General features: G+C 44.4%; 14 protein-coding genes. 9 read left to right on the top strand and 5 right to left on the bottom strand.

Annotated elements, in window-relative coordinates; translation table 11 throughout:
• Positions 1-4: 4 nt before the first annotated feature.
• The 5 genes from DP923_RS03365 (at position 5) to DP923_RS03345 (ending at position 8601) form a co-directional block, all read left to right on the top strand.
• On the top strand, positions 5-562 hold the full coding sequence (locus DP923_RS03365; RefSeq protein WP_112304328.1) for a collagen binding domain-containing protein: 558 nt from the start codon (positions 5-7) through the stop codon (positions 560-562).
• Between the two features lie 166 nt (positions 563-728).
• Positions 729-1151 (top strand): hypothetical protein, encoded by a 423-nt coding sequence (locus DP923_RS03360; RefSeq protein ID WP_112304326.1) that lies wholly within the window; start codon positions 729-731, stop codon positions 1149-1151.
• Between the two features lie 333 nt (positions 1152-1484).
• Complete coding sequence (locus tag DP923_RS03355) at positions 1485-6575, top strand: SBBP repeat-containing protein (protein WP_112304324.1); 5091 nt, start codon at positions 1485-1487, stop codon at positions 6573-6575.
• A gap of 151 nt (positions 6576-6726) precedes the next feature.
• Positions 6727-8040: a 30S ribosomal protein S12 methylthiotransferase RimO gene (rimO, locus tag DP923_RS03350; RefSeq protein WP_112304322.1), complete on the top strand. Its 1314-nt coding sequence runs from the start codon at positions 6727-6729 to the stop codon at positions 8038-8040.
• 165 nt (positions 8041-8205) lie between these two features.
• Positions 8206-8601: a hypothetical protein gene (locus tag DP923_RS03345; protein ID WP_112304320.1), complete on the top strand. Its 396-nt coding sequence runs from the start codon at positions 8206-8208 to the stop codon at positions 8599-8601.
• 3 nt (positions 8602-8604) lie between these two features.
• Here DP923_RS03345 and DP923_RS03340 read toward each other — a convergent pair whose 3' ends face one another.
• Positions 8605-8985 carry a PH domain-containing protein gene (locus DP923_RS03340; protein ID WP_239020922.1) on the bottom strand — a complete coding sequence of 127 codons (381 nt, stop codon included), beginning with the start codon at positions 8983-8985 and terminating at the stop codon, positions 8605-8607.
• A 193-nt stretch (positions 8986-9178) separates the two neighbouring features.
• Here DP923_RS03340 and bshC point away from each other — a divergent pair, with 193 nt between their 5' ends.
• Together bshC and DP923_RS03330 are read left to right on the top strand one after the other, a co-directional pair.
• Positions 9179-10741, top strand: coding sequence for a bacillithiol biosynthesis cysteine-adding enzyme BshC (gene bshC, locus DP923_RS03335; RefSeq protein WP_239020921.1), 1563 nt, complete (start codon positions 9179-9181; stop codon positions 10739-10741).
• Positions 10741-11322: a 5-formyltetrahydrofolate cyclo-ligase gene (locus tag DP923_RS03330; RefSeq protein WP_112304314.1), complete on the top strand. Its 582-nt coding sequence runs from the start codon at positions 10741-10743 to the stop codon at positions 11320-11322. The genes bshC and DP923_RS03330 overlap by 1 nt, the downstream gene beginning before the upstream one ends.
• Before the next feature lie 63 nt (positions 11323-11385).
• Here the strand turns inward: DP923_RS03330 and DP923_RS03325 are convergent, their stop codons facing one another.
• The 3 genes from DP923_RS03325 to mnmD form a co-directional block, all read right to left on the bottom strand.
• The gene (locus DP923_RS03325) at positions 11386-11685 is read right to left on the bottom strand and encodes a hypothetical protein (RefSeq protein WP_112304312.1); all 300 of its coding nucleotides are present in this window, start codon (positions 11683-11685) and stop codon (positions 11386-11388) included.
• Between the two features lie 488 nt (positions 11686-12173).
• A complete protein-coding gene (locus DP923_RS03320; RefSeq protein ID WP_112304310.1) occupies positions 12174-12668 on the bottom strand; it encodes a glutathione peroxidase in 495 nt (164 codons plus the stop codon).
• Between the two features lie 124 nt (positions 12669-12792).
• Positions 12793-13476, bottom strand: a complete 684-nt coding sequence (gene mnmD, locus DP923_RS03315; RefSeq protein WP_112304308.1) for a tRNA (5-methylaminomethyl-2-thiouridine)(34)-methyltransferase MnmD — start codon at positions 13474-13476, stop codon at positions 12793-12795.
• A gap of 159 nt (positions 13477-13635) precedes the next feature.
• Here mnmD and DP923_RS03310 point away from each other — a divergent pair, with 159 nt between their 5' ends.
• Together DP923_RS03310 and rlmN are read left to right on the top strand one after the other, a co-directional pair.
• The gene (locus DP923_RS03310) at positions 13636-14064 is read left to right on the top strand and encodes an acyl-CoA thioesterase (protein ID WP_112304306.1); all 429 of its coding nucleotides are present in this window, start codon (positions 13636-13638) and stop codon (positions 14062-14064) included.
• Between the two features lie 21 nt (positions 14065-14085).
• Positions 14086-15159: a 23S rRNA (adenine(2503)-C(2))-methyltransferase RlmN gene (rlmN, locus tag DP923_RS03305; RefSeq protein WP_112304304.1), complete on the top strand. Its 1074-nt coding sequence runs from the start codon at positions 14086-14088 to the stop codon at positions 15157-15159.
• A gap of 134 nt (positions 15160-15293) precedes the next feature.
• On the opposite strand, the gene DP923_RS03300 is transcribed toward rlmN, so the two are convergent.
• Positions 15294-16262, bottom strand: coding sequence for a YihY/virulence factor BrkB family protein (locus tag DP923_RS03300; protein WP_112304302.1), 969 nt, complete (start codon positions 16260-16262; stop codon positions 15294-15296).
• Positions 16263-16393: the final 131 nt, after the last annotated feature.

The following is a 16393-nucleotide window of genomic DNA, read 5'->3' as shown; positions in this document are numbered from 1 at the left end:
TTCTATGAAAAAGCTGCTGCTATTGCCGCTGGTTTTGCTGTTGCTCAGTTGCCGGAACTCAAAGCCTGCCGCTCCTGACAGCCCAGCTTCTGAAACCGAACCTATAGCTGAATTGCCGAATCAATCCCCGGTAGAAGCTATCTCAGTAGGTGCAGATCAAACCAAAGAAAGCCAGCAGCCAAGTATAAAACAGGGCATCGCCGGGCAAGTGTTCTGGCAGCAAGGGAACCAAATGCCTTCGCCGGATGCGCCACGAAGATCCTCCAAAAATGGTGTACAGCGCACCGTGTACATTTATACCCTCACAAACACATCCAAAGCGAAAGCTACTGGTGTTTTTTATTCCAACATTCAAACTAAACTGGTAACACAGGTTATTACAGATGCTAACGGCAATTTTACTGTTTCGCTGGAGCCTGGCAAGTACAGCCTTTTCACGAAAGAGGAAGAAGGACTTTTTGCCAATCTGATGGATGGAGAAGGAAATATTTATCCGGTTGAAGTGCAGCAGAATCAGGTTACCAGAATCGAGTTTTTGATAAATTACAACGCCACTTACTAATTTAAGCGTTAGCAACAGTATGGCTGTATTTTAAACTGTGTTGCCTGCATAAACAGTTTATTTCTTACATACTACATAAACTAACAGCTGCAGCATAGCTGTATAATAGCTCCTGAAATCAAACTACCTTAATTTTTTATAGTTTTAAGCCTAATTTACGCCTGCAATGAGTGTAATTAAGTATGACTTAATGGAGTTGGTATATGAGGAGACCGGCAACGTGTTAAATGTTTCATGGTCTGATGAGCTAAGTGTAGAATCTTCCCGGTTTTTGCAAACTGTTGCTTTTCTATTCCGCACCATTCAGGAAAAAGAAGTTGCTAACCTGATTATAGACTCTGGCATGCCTGCGGGCGGTATACTAACCGAGGAAGTTATTCATTGCTTTATTCAGAATATTCCTCATACACCTCTGCGAAAAATCGCTTTACTGGAATCACCGGACTATCTCTGGGACGATAATCTGTTTCAGGTTATTTCGCTACTCATTACCAGTTACAGCTTACCAATTGAGATCAGTATGCTAGAAAGCCGTTCCGCTGCGAAAAAGTGGTTTTCGTGTAAGGATAAACTGGAAGCAATAAGATAAAGCAGAAGGGTAAAACTATCAACGTCGTTTTTTACAGCCGTGTACCAGCATTAACACAGGCGCATGCCTTATTTCCTCCTGCTATTTCAGAGGCCCGCATTGCAATGATGTAGCTCAATCTGCAACTTAACTTATTAAAAAACTTAATTCTTCAAGTATATAAGTATATTTATATACTTGAAGAATTATAATAGTAGCTAATTTAGGTATTAGCTACTATCGGGTAAAAGAACTATTATTTCTTGACGTCAGGCTATTACTTCTTCTTAATAAAACGCTGTTATCAAAAAACTTTAAAACTTATTGATAATCCTTCCCCATACCTGTAAGCTTATGCTCAAACAGTTACTTCTTTTGTTCTTTATTGTTCTCTCGTTACCTGCAGCAAGCCAAGACTGGCAGTGGATAAAAGAAGCTGGAAGTACTCATGCTCATGAGAGCAAAAGTATGGTAACAGATGTAAATGGGAATAGCTATGTTATCGGCGGCTTTGCCAATTCTATTTCTTTTGGCCCCACAACCCTTACAGGCGGCCCGGATGGTAATACATTTATTGCCAAGTATGATAGCAATGGAAATATGATATGGGCTAATGCAATTACAGGCACTTCGGTTGTTGAAAGCGCAGATATAGCTGTCGATGCCAGTGGTAATCCTTACATAACAGGTAATTTTAAAGGAACTGTTACGCTGGGCAAATTTACGCTCACGAGCTCCGAAGATAGAAGTGCCTTTGTTACAAAGTTCGATCAGAGCGGAAAAGTTGTATGGGCTAAGAAAGCTGGCAGTGCGGATGGAGATGTAAGGGGTACTAACATAGCAGTTGATGTAAATGGTAGCGCTTATGTAACCGGCAATTTCTTTAAAACAGCTACGTTTGGAGAGGTCATTATCACGGCAACAAAAAATGAGCAGCTTTTTATTTCAAAGTATACCAGTGAGGGTGATATAAGCTGGGTGAAAATGGCAGGAGGCTTAGGGAGCTGCTTTACACATGATATAACAACCGATCAGAGTGGGAGCTTATACCTGACAGGCCAGTTTTGGATGACCGCTGCGTTTGGTACCACCACCTTAACTAACCACAGCGATGTAACCAGGCCAGCTGATATCTTCGTGGCAAGGTATGATACAAATGGAAATGCATTATGGGCAAAACAGGCCGGAGGCCCAGAGGGCAGCGATGTGGGAACAGGTATTGTCGTAGATGAAACAGGAAATAGCTACATATCAGGATTTTTTCAAAACAGGGCAACTTTTGGCTCTGCTGCTGTTTCAGGCAATGCAACAGGTAATATATTTCTGGCAAAGTATAGTGCGGCAGGTATTTTACAATGGATAAAAAAGCAGGAAAGCTCCGGAGATGCAAGAAGCGCCAGTATAGGCAGAGATATTGACGGGAATCTATACATAGCAGGCCATTTTGAAGGATCTGTCTCTTTTGATAATACTGCTTTAGTTTCGACTGGTGCTTACGACATGTTCTTTATAAAGTACAGCCCGACGGCTGATGTACTGGGCGCCACACAAGCCGGGGGCGCTGGACTGGACCTTGTAAAGAAGCTAAGTATAAGCGGGAATGGCACTATCTACTTTACAGGTGATTTCAGTGGCCCCGCTGTATTTGGTTCAAGTACACTGGAGCAAGGTATTGTGGTAGGGAAGCTAAGTTCTATGACTATGCCAAAGCCTGTTCCATCCATAACCACAGGAGATCTTAAAACGGCTGTCTTATGTGCGGGGGTAGCTATGGAAGTTCCCTTTTCAACAAATGGTGATTTCGGAACAGATAATATTTTCTCTGTACAACTCTCAAATTCTTATGGGACCTTTTCTGATCCTACAGTGATCGGCAGCGGTGCCACAAGCCCAATTGCTGCAACCATACCTGCCTGGCTTGCTACAGGCCCTGGCTATAAAATCAGAGTGGTAGCCTCTTCCCCTAAAGTTAACGGGACAAGTAATGAGAAAAGCCTCACCATGAATAAACCGCCAGTAGTAATAGCTTCAGCAGCGGCCAGAGCCATACAAGAGGGTTCTTCAACAAATCTTTATGCTTCGGGCGCAGATGTTTATATATGGTCCCCGGCTAAAGGTTTGAGTGACCCGAATATTGCTGATCCTGTTGCATCGCCCCAGGCAACCACCACATATACGGTAACAGGTATAAAAAATGGGTGCAGCAGTACTTCTACTGTTACAGTAAGAGTAGAACCAGTACCAGTTGCAGGCAGTGCTTTCGAGTGGTCTTGGGTTAAAAATGAAACAAATACAGGATATTCTTCGGCTGATATTAGTGTAATTGACAGTAAGGGTAATGTCTATGCAACCGGGCAATTTTCAGAAAGTTTAAAGCTTGGTTCGGTTACACTCACGATCAATGATGGCAGCAAGCAAATTTTTTTAGCTAAGTATAATGCAGAAGGGCAGGTGCTGTGGGCGAAGCAGTTGCCGGGGTATGTCGTCGATATGGCAGTAGATGCGCAAGATAATCTGTATTTGATGGGTTCTTTTCTCGGCACGATGACGCTGGGAGATTATAAACTGACTGCGAGTACCGGGTCTAATTACTTTGCGGTAAAGTATAGTGAATCAGGAAATGTAATCTGGGCTACTCAAACAAATGGATCCCATTATAACGTTGCTGCTATTGCTGCTTCTCCTGCCGGGGAGTTATACATAACAGGTACCTTCAGCGGTAGTACCTCTTTTAGCGATGTTACACTTTCGAGTGGCACTAACAACGCATTTTTTGTTGTGAAATATGATGTGCATGGTAAAGTGCAATGGGGAAATACGATCAAAGGATCTAGTGGTAAAAACTATGAGATTGGCATGACTACAGATGTGGAAGGAGCTGTTTATATCACTAGTTCAATTTCTGTGGGAACTCTGGAGTTTAGCTCCCTGCTATTAACAAATAGTAAAGGAGGCCCCAATACTTTTGTTTCAAAATATCAGCCAAACGGGCAGTTGCACTGGGCAAAACTCATTAATCAAAACCAGGAAGATTATAGCGAAACCAGAAGCAGCCTGATAGCTGTGGATAAGAACAAAAATGTTTACCTGGTAGGCCGGTTTAATAATTATACAAGATTTGAAGCTGGTCCTGAACTTACAGCGTCTATTGCCGGTACGAATGGCTTCTTTGCAAAATATGATACTGAAGGGAATTTTAAATGGGTAACAGAAACCGGGGGAATCTTTGCCTTTGCAACTGGACTTACGATCGATCCGAAAGACAATATTTATATTACCGGCGTTTTTAGTTACACAGCTATTTTCGGGTCCAGGCAGTTGGTAATTGGTAATGCAAAATACGGGAATACTGATTATGGCATTTATGTAACCAGATATGATGTAAACGGCAACGCTGTCTGGGCAGAAAAAGCAACGACCTCTCCTTTATATGATATAGTAAGCAGAGGAATAAGCGTTGATAGCAGACAGAATATCTATTTAGTTGGTTCGTTCAACAGAACAGGTACGCATCAAACCGTAAACTTCGGATGCCATACAATCAAGAATAGTGTTTCAGCATCAGAGCAATATTATGTTGCTAAACTGAGCGCTTTGAGTGGTGAACTGCCTGTAATTGTTACAGGTAATGTTTCCGGGGCGGCTATATGCCCTGGCTCAACTATCGAGATACCCTTTTCTATTACAGGCAATAATAGTGGATGCACTTCATATACGGCACTGCTTTCAGATGAAAAAGGCTCATTTGTAGAGTCTAAAATTATTGGCACCGGTACAGGTGAAGATAATAAAATCGTTGCTACTATTCCGGCAAATATATACGGCGGCAATGGTTACCGGATTAAAATTATCAGCTCAGCCCCTGCTATTACAGGTACTGATAATGGCACCAACATCAGTTTATCCGTTGAGCCTGCTCCTTCAATTATTGCAAGTGTATCCAACCCCTGCCCGGGTACAACAGGTGTAACCTATACAGCTCAATCAGCCTACCAGGCCACTTCCTATACTTGGGTAGTACCTGAAGGATGGATAATTACTGATGGCCAGGGAACAAATAAAGTCAAAGTAAGAGTAGGGGCATCGGCCGGAGAGGTTACTGTTACAATACCTGGAGCATGTGGGCAGGAAATTAAAAGAAGCCTGGCTGTTGCTCCTGCTAATGTTTTTGCGCCAACCGTGCGGGACCTCTCTAAAAAAACCTGCGGAACGGGCAATACAGTCTTTGTTGCAAGTGGGGCGCCATATGGTGCAACTTACCGTTGGTATGCATCCGCAACATCTCCTGACCCAATTTGGGAAGATCGGTCTTCGGAATCGGAGTCCAGATTTTATACACCAGTGGTTAGTATTACAACAAATTTTTATGTTTCCATACGGTTTAGCAATGGCTGCGAAGGAGAACGAATTAAGTTAACTTTAAACGTAAATTCTAAGCCTGATATGCCAAATGGTATTTCTGCTTCAGTTGCAAAGCCATGCGCCGGCGCTCAAGTTATTTATGAAGTGCCTGCTGTAAGTAATGCGGCCGGGTATGAGTGGAACGTGCCTTTTGGATGGGTAATTCTTGAGGGACAGGATTCTCCCAGGATAAGAGTTAAAGCAGGAGCAGAAGCAGGGGTAATTACAGTAACAGCCTATAATCATTGTGGATATAGCGAAAGGCAATCTTTATCAATTGAGACAGGAGTTCCAGTAGGGCCAACTGTTCTCTCAGGTCTTAAGTGCGGCACCAGTAGTGTAAACTTTTATGCAACCGGTGCGCCTGAAGGCGGCACTTACAAGTGGTATGCTTCAACAAGCGCCATAGAGCCACTTGCCTTGGGGCAGGTGTTTACAACTCCTTTGCTTACACAATCAACTCTATACTATGCAACTGTAGTTTCAGCTGAAGGTTGTGAGAGTGCAAGAATTGCCGTAACAGCAATAATAAAACCGGCGGCTGTAGCTACGGCTGGCATCAATGAAACAGTCTGCTCAACTATACCTACCTATACCTTAACTGGCTTTAGTCCGGATAGCGGCACTTGGACGGGCACTGCAGTTACTGCCAAAGGCATATTTCATCCAAATACTGCTGGAGTTGGAATACATAAGCTTACTTATACTTTTATAGACGAGAATGGCTGTGTAGCAGTGTCTACAAAAGACGTAATCGTCTCCACCTGTACAGGTATAAAGGAAATCGAAACCCCTAAGAAAATATCCATATTTCCGAACCCTACAAGTGAAGCGCTGCACATTGTGTTGCCTCTGTCAGGTAAAACGAATTTAGCTATAAGACTAATTAATGCGAAAGGGCAGACCGTTTATAGTCAGGTATTCGGGGAGGTAGCAGGGGAGATTAGGCAAACCATCAACGTAAAAGATAAGCCCCAAGGTGTTTATTTACTTCAGTTTACAATGGATAAAGAAGTAATTACAAAGCAAGTACTGATTAATTAAGATAAAGTTAAAAGAACAGCCTGCCAACTAGCAGGCTGTTCTTTTATTACACAAACTAATCGTACTTTTGCAGCTACATTCCTAAAACGAACTAATGCCTACCAGTAGCAGTTCTCATTAACACAAGATCAACACAATAAGAAATAGTAAAGTGAAAGTAAGAAGCCAAAAGAAGGATAAAGTAAACGTAATTACACTGGGCTGTTCTAAAAACCTGGTGGATTCGGAAGTACTGATGGGGCAGCTGCAGGCCAATGCCATTGAAGTGGCGCACGAGTCTGACAAAGATGATTCCAACATTATCATTGTAAATACCTGTGGCTTTATCGATAACGCAAAACAAGAATCCATTGATACTATTCTGCGCTACGCTGATGCCAAAGAAGCTGGCCAGATAGATAAATTATATGTAACCGGCTGTTTATCGCAGCGCTACAAAGACTCCCTTGAGGCTGAAATTCCGCAGGTGGATGCTTACTTTGGTACCTTGGAGTTACCGCAGTTGCTTAAAAAGCTGGAGGCCGATTACAAACACGAGCTTATCGGCGAGCGCCTGATCACGACGCCTTCGCACTTCGCCTACTTTAAAATTGCCGAAGGCTGTAACCGCCCTTGCTCTTTCTGTGCGATACCGTTAATGCGTGGCAAGCACGTAGACCGCCCGATAGAATCGCTGGTAAAAGAAGCCAAGCACCTGGCCAGTATGGGTACAAAAGAACTTATACTTATTGCTCAGGATCTGACTTATTACGGATTGCAGCACTACGGCGAGCGCAAGCTGGCTGACCTGCTGCGTAACCTGTCTGATGTGCCAGGTATTGAGTGGATACGAATGCAATATGCGTACCCGTCGCAGTTCCCGATGGAAGCGTTTGATGTGATGAACGAGCGCGACAACATCTGTAAGTACCTGGATATGCCGTTGCAGCACATTTCAGATAACATGCTCAAGACAATGCGCCGTGGCATCAGCAAGCGCCGTACCATTGAGCTGGTAGACCAGATCCGCCAACGCGTACCGGATATCGCTTTAAGAACAACCTTAATTGCAGGCCACCCTGGCGAAACAGACAAAGATTTCCAGGAGCTGTATGATTGGGTTGCTGAAACAAGATTTGACCGCCTGGGCATTTTCACGTACTCACACGAGGAAAATACACATTCTCATACGTTGGTGGATGATGTGCCGGACGAAGTAAAACAGGAGCGTGCCGATGCCATTATGGAGCTGCAGCAAAGTATATCCGTAGAACTGAACGAAGCAAAAATAGGCAATACGTATAAAGTACTCTTCGACCGTAAGGAAAGTGGCTATTTTGTGGGCCGTACGCAATACGACTCGCCGGAGGTAGACAACGAAGTGCTGGTGCCAGCCGATAATACCTATGTGCGTTTAGGCGATTTTGCCAACGTAAAGATCACAGATTCCACCGATTTCGATTTGTATGGCGAGATAGTGCTGTAAATATTAAAGCAGATCAAACTAAAAACTCCTTATCAGCTAAAACTGGTAAGGAGTTTTTGTTTATATTTATACATATCAGAAGTTTTGCGTAAGATTGATTTCATACGGAAGACTACCGTAACATTTAGGCAAAAAGGCTACGTTGCCCACTTACGTCCTCTTTTTATGAAACATATTAAACTTCTGTCCACTGATTTTCTGAAACTGGAATACAATGCAGTAGATGATTATATTTTAGCAAACTGGCAGGGCGCTCTAACAAACGAAGCCATTATGCAGGGCTACGAAGATATCCTGTTCTTTCTTAAAAAAGAGTATTGCCATAAACTGCTGGATAACCATTATGAAGTACAGGGGCTTTGGGCAGAATTGGCAGAGTGGTGCGCTTATAACTGGTATCCGCGTGCCGAAGCAGCCGGTCTGGTTTACCATTCTGTTATTTATTCGCAAAGCCACTTCAGCAGGCTATCTACCGATCAGGCAATCAAACTTGTACAGAAAGGCATCGTGAAAGGCTTCGATACGTTTGAAGATGCCGAAAACTGGCTTAAATCATTTTAGATTTTACTTCAGTACATACTTGCTCAACACTTTGTAAGCTTCGTTTATATTATCACCTTTCCTGAAATCCTGTTTAATGGTAGGCGTAGATTCGCCTGTCAGCCAGATCTTCAGTTCAGCATCTAAATCCATCATGCCGGCCGTTTCTTTCGAAAACATTTTGATGCTGCTGTAAGGTATACTTTGATAATCGGTTTTGGAAGCGGTGATGCCCTGCTTGTTTACCAATATGAGGCGTTTGTTGGTAAATACCAGCATATCCCGGATCAGCTTGTAAGCCTTTTCGATGTGTTCGTTGTCCAGCAGGATCGGTTGGAATTCGGTCGTTAGTTTTTCGATGGATACTTCGGAGGCATGCCCCATTAGTCCGCTTAATAATCCCATAGTTTTATTTTTAGTGGTTTATGTAAGTAAGATACTTGTTATACTTTATACTTGCTTCTCCTGGTTCAGACAAAAAAATAAAAGCGTACTTTGCAGCGTGGCCGGTAAAGTATAAATTAACCGAAACCCAAACCTGATTCAGCTGTTAAAGAGGCTAAACAAAAAAGCGCATACGTTGATGGAAGTATCCACTATGAAACAAGCAACGATAGAATACGCCGCGACAGGCGCCTTCTCCCAGACAATAACCGATTACCTGTCGCAAAACGAAAAGCTAAAGCCGTTCTATAGCCGCTTCCCGACGGTGGCAGCTTTTGAGGCACAATTAAAGGAAAAAAGCTTCAGCGAGAAGCAACGCCAGGTACTTTACAATGCCTTACAACAACAGTATACTTCCGTTCCGGATATCAACCCAAGTGTACAGCAAAACCTCGAACTGCTGAAACAACCCAATACGTTTACTATCACCACAGGGCATCAGCTTAACATTTTTACCGGCCCTTTATACTTTGTTTATAAGATTGTAACGGCTATAAATACGTGTAAGCAGCTGCAGGAGAAGTACCCGGATTATAACTTTGTGCCCGTTTACTGGATGGCCACCGAAGACCACGATTTTGCAGAGATAAACCACTTTAACCTGTTCGGGAAAAAGTATACTTGGGAAACAGAGCAAAGTGGCGCAGTAGGCCGCTTTACCAACGAAGGGTTAGAACAAGTACTGGCAGAATTACCGGAAGCGTACCCTGTTTTTGAAGAAGCCTACCGCCACAGCAAAACCTTAGCTGATGCCACCCGGGCCATTACGCACAGCCTGTTTGGGGCCTATGGCTTGGTAAGTATAGATGGCGACCATCCGGAATTAAAAAAAGCCTTAACGCCCGTTGTTAAAAAAGAACTCACCGAAAACTTATCACATAAACTGGTAACGGAAGCTAATGCACAACTGGAAAGCTTAGGATATAAACCGCAGGTTTTCTCCAGAGAAATAAACTTGTTTTACCTGAATAACGGCCTGCGTGAGCGCATCGTGCAGCATGGCGAAACCTACAACGTACTGAACACCGATACCAGCTTCAGCAAAGAAGAAATACTAGAGCTGGCAGAAAAGCATCCGGAGCAGTTTAGTCCCAACGTTATACTTCGGCCGTTGTACGAAGAGCTTATACTTCCGAACCTGGCTTATATTGGCGGTGGCGCGGAGGTAGTATACTGGTTCCAGTTAAAGAAGGTGTTCGAAGCCTGTAACGTTACCTATCCGGTACTGATGCTGCGTAATTCGGCACTTTACATAAACCGTAGCAACGCTGGCAAAATGCACAAACTGGGCCTAAAGCCGGAAGAGCTCTTTGCTGATTACCAGGAATTGAAGAAAAGCTATTCTGCCAGGCTGCACGACGAAGAAATAAACCTGGAAGCACAGCGCCGAAGTATAACTGCCGTGTTCAGCGAAGTAGAAAAGCTGGCCGAAAGTATAGATCCGACTCTAGTAAAAGCCGTTGCCGCCGAAACCCAGAAAGCCGTAAACGCGCTGCAGATGCTGGAAAAGAAGATATCCAAAGCCCGCGACGCCAAACACGACCAGACTTTCAAGCAGCTCGAAACGCTGAGAGATAAACTGTTCCCAAATAACAGCCTGCAGGAGCGCCAGGATAACCTGCTTTCGTACCAAACCAACAACCCTGATTTTATACCAGCTTTGGTGGAGGCGTTCGATCCGTTTGCGTTTAAATTTACCATCCTGGAAGAAGAATAATGCAGAAAGCGGAGCTACGTAAACTGATGCTGCAACAGCGCCGGGCACTTCCGAAAGAGGAAGTACAGCTGCGCAGCCAGCAGCTTGCAACGCAGTTTTTCCGGAATTTTGAGCTAAAGGTAGGCCAGACAGTACATATCTTTCTGCCGATTATCAAAAATAATGAAGTTAACACCTGGCTTATTATTGATGAGCTGCGGCTGCAACACCCGGGAGTGCGCGTGGCTGTACCCGTAACCGATGTGGCGCAAAACATACTTACCCACCATCACCTGACCGATGAGGCTGTACTGGTAGATAACCTATGGGGGATTCCGGAGCCGCAAAATGCACAGATCATACTTGCGCCCGAAGTGGATATGGTACTGATTCCGTTATTGGCGTTTGATGAAGCAGGGCACCGCGTGGGCTACGGCAAAGGCTTCTATGACCGCTTTCTGGCCGACTGCCGTCCGAATGTGCTGAAAGTAGGTTTGTCGCTGGTGCCGCCTGTAGAGGCTATCGCAGATACCAACCCATTTGATGTGCCGCTGGATGCAGTGGTAATGCCGGATGGTATTTGGCGGAGAATAAACCTTTAAAGTATAAAAAAGCCCTGCCAATTATGTTGGCAGGGCTTTTTTATACTTTAAAATTGCGGTTACTTATTTTTTAAAGCTGCTTACCGGGCCAAATTCAGCCTGATCGATGGTGGTGGTACGCAGGTAAATTTTACGCAGTTGTACTTCTACAGGTGCCATTGTTCTGGTTACGTCAGAAGAAATCACTTTCGCATAAAACTCTTTAGCTGCCAGTCCTTCGCCACGCTCGAACGTATGTTTCGAAGAGTTTTTGTTTACCGGCAAGCCTGGAATCAGGTTATAATTGGTGCAAACCACTTCATACTTTGGCAGGAAAGGCTTGATAACTTTTTTAAAGTCAATTTTACGTAGCAGTCGTTTCATATATTATTCTCTGTTAAGGGCGATTTAAGTTCTACAAATTAATAGTTTATTTTCAAGCTTCCATACTCTAAATCCCTTTTTAGCGATCAATTTCAGCTTATTTTGCTTTAAAAGCGCAAATTGTTTATTCTATTACAATATACTTTGGAATAGTAATATTTTGTGAAGCGGTTAAAAGTATAAATAAAGCCAATCTTCTAAAATTATAAGATCAGAAGCTTCGCGCTGAGAACCAACACATGTAGCAGGAAGTTCCTGAATAACAGCGCATCCGGAAAATAATTTTGGGAGGGGATGGATTTGAATAAAGAAGAAAAGGAAGTTAATTAACTATAAAGCACTGGCAATGCTCGAAGTAAAATATCGCTGCCCTTGCTGTGTGTTTTCACCAGCAAGCAAAAACCCGTTCTTACTGTAGGAAATCAACAGCAAGAACGGGTTTTGTATACTTATAAAGTATGCTGGAAAGCAGCAACAGAAAGTATAAACTACTTAACTGGCAGTAGCTTTTCGATATCGGGGGCGATGCTTTGCGGCTTGGTGATAGGAGCGAAGCGTTTGTAAGGTTTGCCGTCCGCATCAATCAAAAATTTGGTGAAGTTCCATTTAATGCGGCTCCCCAGAAAACCACCCAGCTCGGATTTCAGGTATTTAAAGATCGGGTGTGTGTTCGGGCCGTTTACTTCTATCTTCTCAAAAACCGGGAAACTCACGCCATAATTGATCAGGCAGCCTTCCTGTATATCCTTCGCATCACCGGGTTCCTGGTTGCCAAACTGGTTGCACGGAAAACCAAGTATAACCAAACCTTTGTCTTTATACTTTTGGTAAAGTTCTTCCAGGCCTTCGTATTGTGGCGTTAACCCGCATTGGCTGGCTGTGTTCACTACCATTACTACCTTGCCTTTGAGCTGGTCCATGGTTACTTCCTTGCCTTGCAGCGTAGTAGCAGCCTGCTCGTAAAATTTCTTATTTTCAGCCATATGTTCAGCGTAATTTTTTAGATGATCTGATGTAATAGTCAGAAGCTATTAACCTGCTGTTGGCGCAAATGTTTACTACACCAAATGAGGGTGCTATAAATACGTACCCAAAGTATAAGTTGTGCTAAAAATCTGCGAGCGGCTTGTTGCCACGGGTCATTTCGCGCTTGCCCGGAGGGCCCGGTAAGGCTTCTACTTCAAAACCAGCCGCTTTCAGGCTGCGCTTAAAAGAGCCTTTGGCGCAATACGTAACCAGCAAACCGCCCGGCCGGATAGCTTTGTAAAGCTTGGCAAAAATGTCATCGGTCCAGAGTTCGGGTTGTTTGTCCGGCGCAAAGGCATCAAAGTATACAATGTCGTAATACGAATCCGGCGGACAGAATTCTTCCAGCGTTTCGTTTATTTTCTGCAGCGTAAAGTATGGGATCAGCTCGACTGGTTCGTTCCAGGGGGCCAGGTGCATCTGGTTAAAAGCATCCAGCAGTTCCGGGTTCAGAATCAGTTTTTCGTACGACAGCTGCGCGATCACATCCATTGGCAACGGAAACTTCTCGAGCGTATCGTACTGTATAAACGACTGGCGGGCAAGCGCACACGGAAACGTCAGGATCGCGTTCAAGCCGGTACCGAAGCCAACTTCCAGAATCTTGATGTCTTTTTTAGAGGACAGCACATGCTCCAGGCCATGCTTGATAAACACATGCTGCGACTCCTGCAAAGCACCGTGCACCGAATGGTAATGCTCGTTCAGGTCGGGTAAGTATAAGGTATTGGAGCCGTCTTTTGTCTGTCGTATTTCGAGGTGCATGTTTATTGTGTTACTTTGCAAATATAAGCAAAGCAGCGGCCCGCCTGCAACAGAAGCTACGCTAATTCTTACGTTTAATATAACAGTAAAGCATAGCTTCGCGCCAGTCAGCAAAGTATATAGTCTCAGCAACCAACAACTAACAACCAACAATAAAATATGGCCCGCATAGAAGTAGAAATTCCGGCACATACGCATTTCGAAACCCAGATCCCGATCCGCATCACAGACCTGAACTATGGTGCACACCTGGGCAACGATGCCCTGCTTTCTATTCTGCATGAAGCGCGTGTGCAGCTGCTGGCCCACTTTGGCTACAGCGAACTCGAGTTGGGCGGAGCCAGCCTTATTATGGCCGATGTAGCAATTGCTTACAAAGGGGAAGGTTTTTACGGCGATGTACTAACCCTGAAACTGGCCATTAACGACCTCAGCAAGTATGGTTTCGATATTACCTACCATGTACTGAACCAAAACGGCAAAGAAGTAGCAAGGGCAAAAACCGGAATGCTGTGCTTTAATTATACCGAGCGCAAATTAATGTCGCTTCCGGCTGAAGTTAAGGCACGTTTTGAAACTAAAGCCTGAGTATTTTTGTAATTTTGCAGTATGACTTTGATTGCAGACATCAACATTATCAATAAAAAGGATATTCGTAAGTTTTCACTGGACGATCTGAAAGCCTGGCTCGTGGAGCAGGGCGAGAAGCCGTTCCGTGCAAAACAAGTATACGAATGGCTTTGGAAGCACTCGGCTAACTCGTTCGCGGATATGAACAACGTGAGCCTGGCCCTGCGCGAAAAACTGGAGCAGCATTTTGCCATTAACGCCGTGCAGGTTGCTACCGAGCAACTCAGCAACGACGGCACTATCAAATCTGCTTTCAAACTTTACGATAACAACATAGTAGAAGGTGTACTGATACCGCACGACGAGCGCAAAACAGCCTGCGTGAGTAGCCAGGTAGGTTGTTCGCTTACCTGCAAATTCTGCGCGACCGGCTACATGGATCGTCTCCGCAACCTTGATGCTGCCGAAATCTACGACCAGGTAGTTCGCATTAACGAGCAAAGCTTGCGGCAGTACGGCACTCCGCTTACCAACATTGTGTACATGGGGATGGGCGAACCAATGCTGAACTATGCCAACGTCATGAAAAGTATAGAGCGCATTACCGCCCACGATGGCTTAGGTATGGCTGCTCGCCGCATTACGGTAAGTACAGCTGGTATTGCCAAGATGATCAAGAAGATGGCCGATGATGGGGTGAAAGCCAACCTGGCGCTGTCGTTGCACGCTGCCAATGATGTGAAGCGCAACGAGATCATGCCGATCAACGAAACCAACTCGCTGGAAGCCCTGAAAGATGCCCTGACGCATTACCACGAAGTAACAGGCCGCAAGGTAACCTACGAGTATATTGTGTTCGAGAACTTTAACGATACGCTGGAGGATGCCGAAGAACTTTATCGTTTCTCGAAGATCATCCCGTGCAAAGTAAACCTAATTGAGTATAACCCCATTGCCAATGCCGATTTCGTGAACACGAACGATGACCGCTGGCAGAAATTCCTGTATTACCTCGCAGACCGTGGTGTGCAGGTAAACGTGCGCCGCAGCCGTGGTAAAGACATTGATGCAGCCTGTGGCCAGCTAGCCGTAAAAGAGCAAAAAGAAGCTTAAAAAAACTGCTTAACTCTTAGCCAAAGAAGGATAAAGGATTTATTTAAGATCAACAAAAAGCGCGAGCTCCGTTTCTGGAACTCGCGCTTTTTGTTTCTGAGAGTTTTTTTGTCAAATCAACCTTTGTCCAGCTGTTAGCTTTTCTTGTCGAAGCGGCCTTCTGCAGGCGGGCGGCCACTGTTTTTATCGTGTGGATGGTCGTGTATTTCCTGTTCGCGGTAAAATACGGCGTGCTCTTTAGGCCTGATCTCCTGACCGAAGGCACAGGCAAACTGCTGTGTAAACTCAGCCCCAAACAACACGATCAGCGACGAATAATAGATCCATACAAGTATAACAATCATAGACCCTGCTGCTCCATAAGCCGAGCCCGGATCGCTGGTGCCGATAAACCAACTGATCAGAATCTTACCGATGGCGAAAAGGATAGCCGTGATCAAACCACCGATCCAAACATCTTTCCAGCGGATGAGGCCGTCTGGCAGAAACCGGAAAATAAGCGAGAACAGCACCGAAATAATACCAATGGAAAGTATAAAATCCATTAAGGTTATAAAGAAAACGCCGATATCAGGTATGAGTTCTGTCAGGTAATCGCTTAGAATAGCAATAACGGTACTCAGCAACAGCGAAACCAGCATTAGCAGCGCAATGCTCAGCACAATCCCAAAGGAAAACAAACGGACTTTTACCATTTTCATGATGCCGTTGGTTGGTTTGGGTTTGAGATTCCAGACGCGGTTAAGCGACTCCTGCAGGGTGGCAAAGAAGGTGGTAGAAGCAAAGATCAGGGTGCCTAGCCCGATCCAGAATGCAAACGTGCTGGCCGATTCGTCTTTGTAAGCGTTTTTTACAATGTTCTGTATCTCGATAGCAGCATTGGGGCCGATAGCACCGGATATCTGGTTCGAAAGCTCGCCGGAAATAGCTTCTTCGCCAAAGAAAAACCCGGCAGCCCGGATAATAATAACCATGAGCGGCGGAATAGAGAAAATAGCATTAAAGGCCAATGCCGCAGCCAGTAAAAGCGAATTGTTGTCATTAAAGCCCGTAAAGGTAGATTTTAGAAGCGGCCAGACTTCTTTTACAGTAAATTTAGCCATATAATGCAGGTAGTTTTTATCGTTAAAATGATATTTTCTGATACGGGAGCAACATTCTTTGGTTAGAAGTTATCGAAATTAGCTTTCTTGGTTCCTGATGTGGCTGGCATCACGAATAACGAAAACCCGTA

Source organism: Pontibacter arcticus (assembly GCF_003284895.1).
GTDB classification, from domain to species: domain Bacteria; phylum Bacteroidota; class Bacteroidia; order Cytophagales; family Hymenobacteraceae; genus Pontibacter; species Pontibacter arcticus.
The sequence above is the reverse complement of the archived record's forward strand: the minus strand, read 5'-3'. Positions and strand labels throughout refer to the sequence as shown.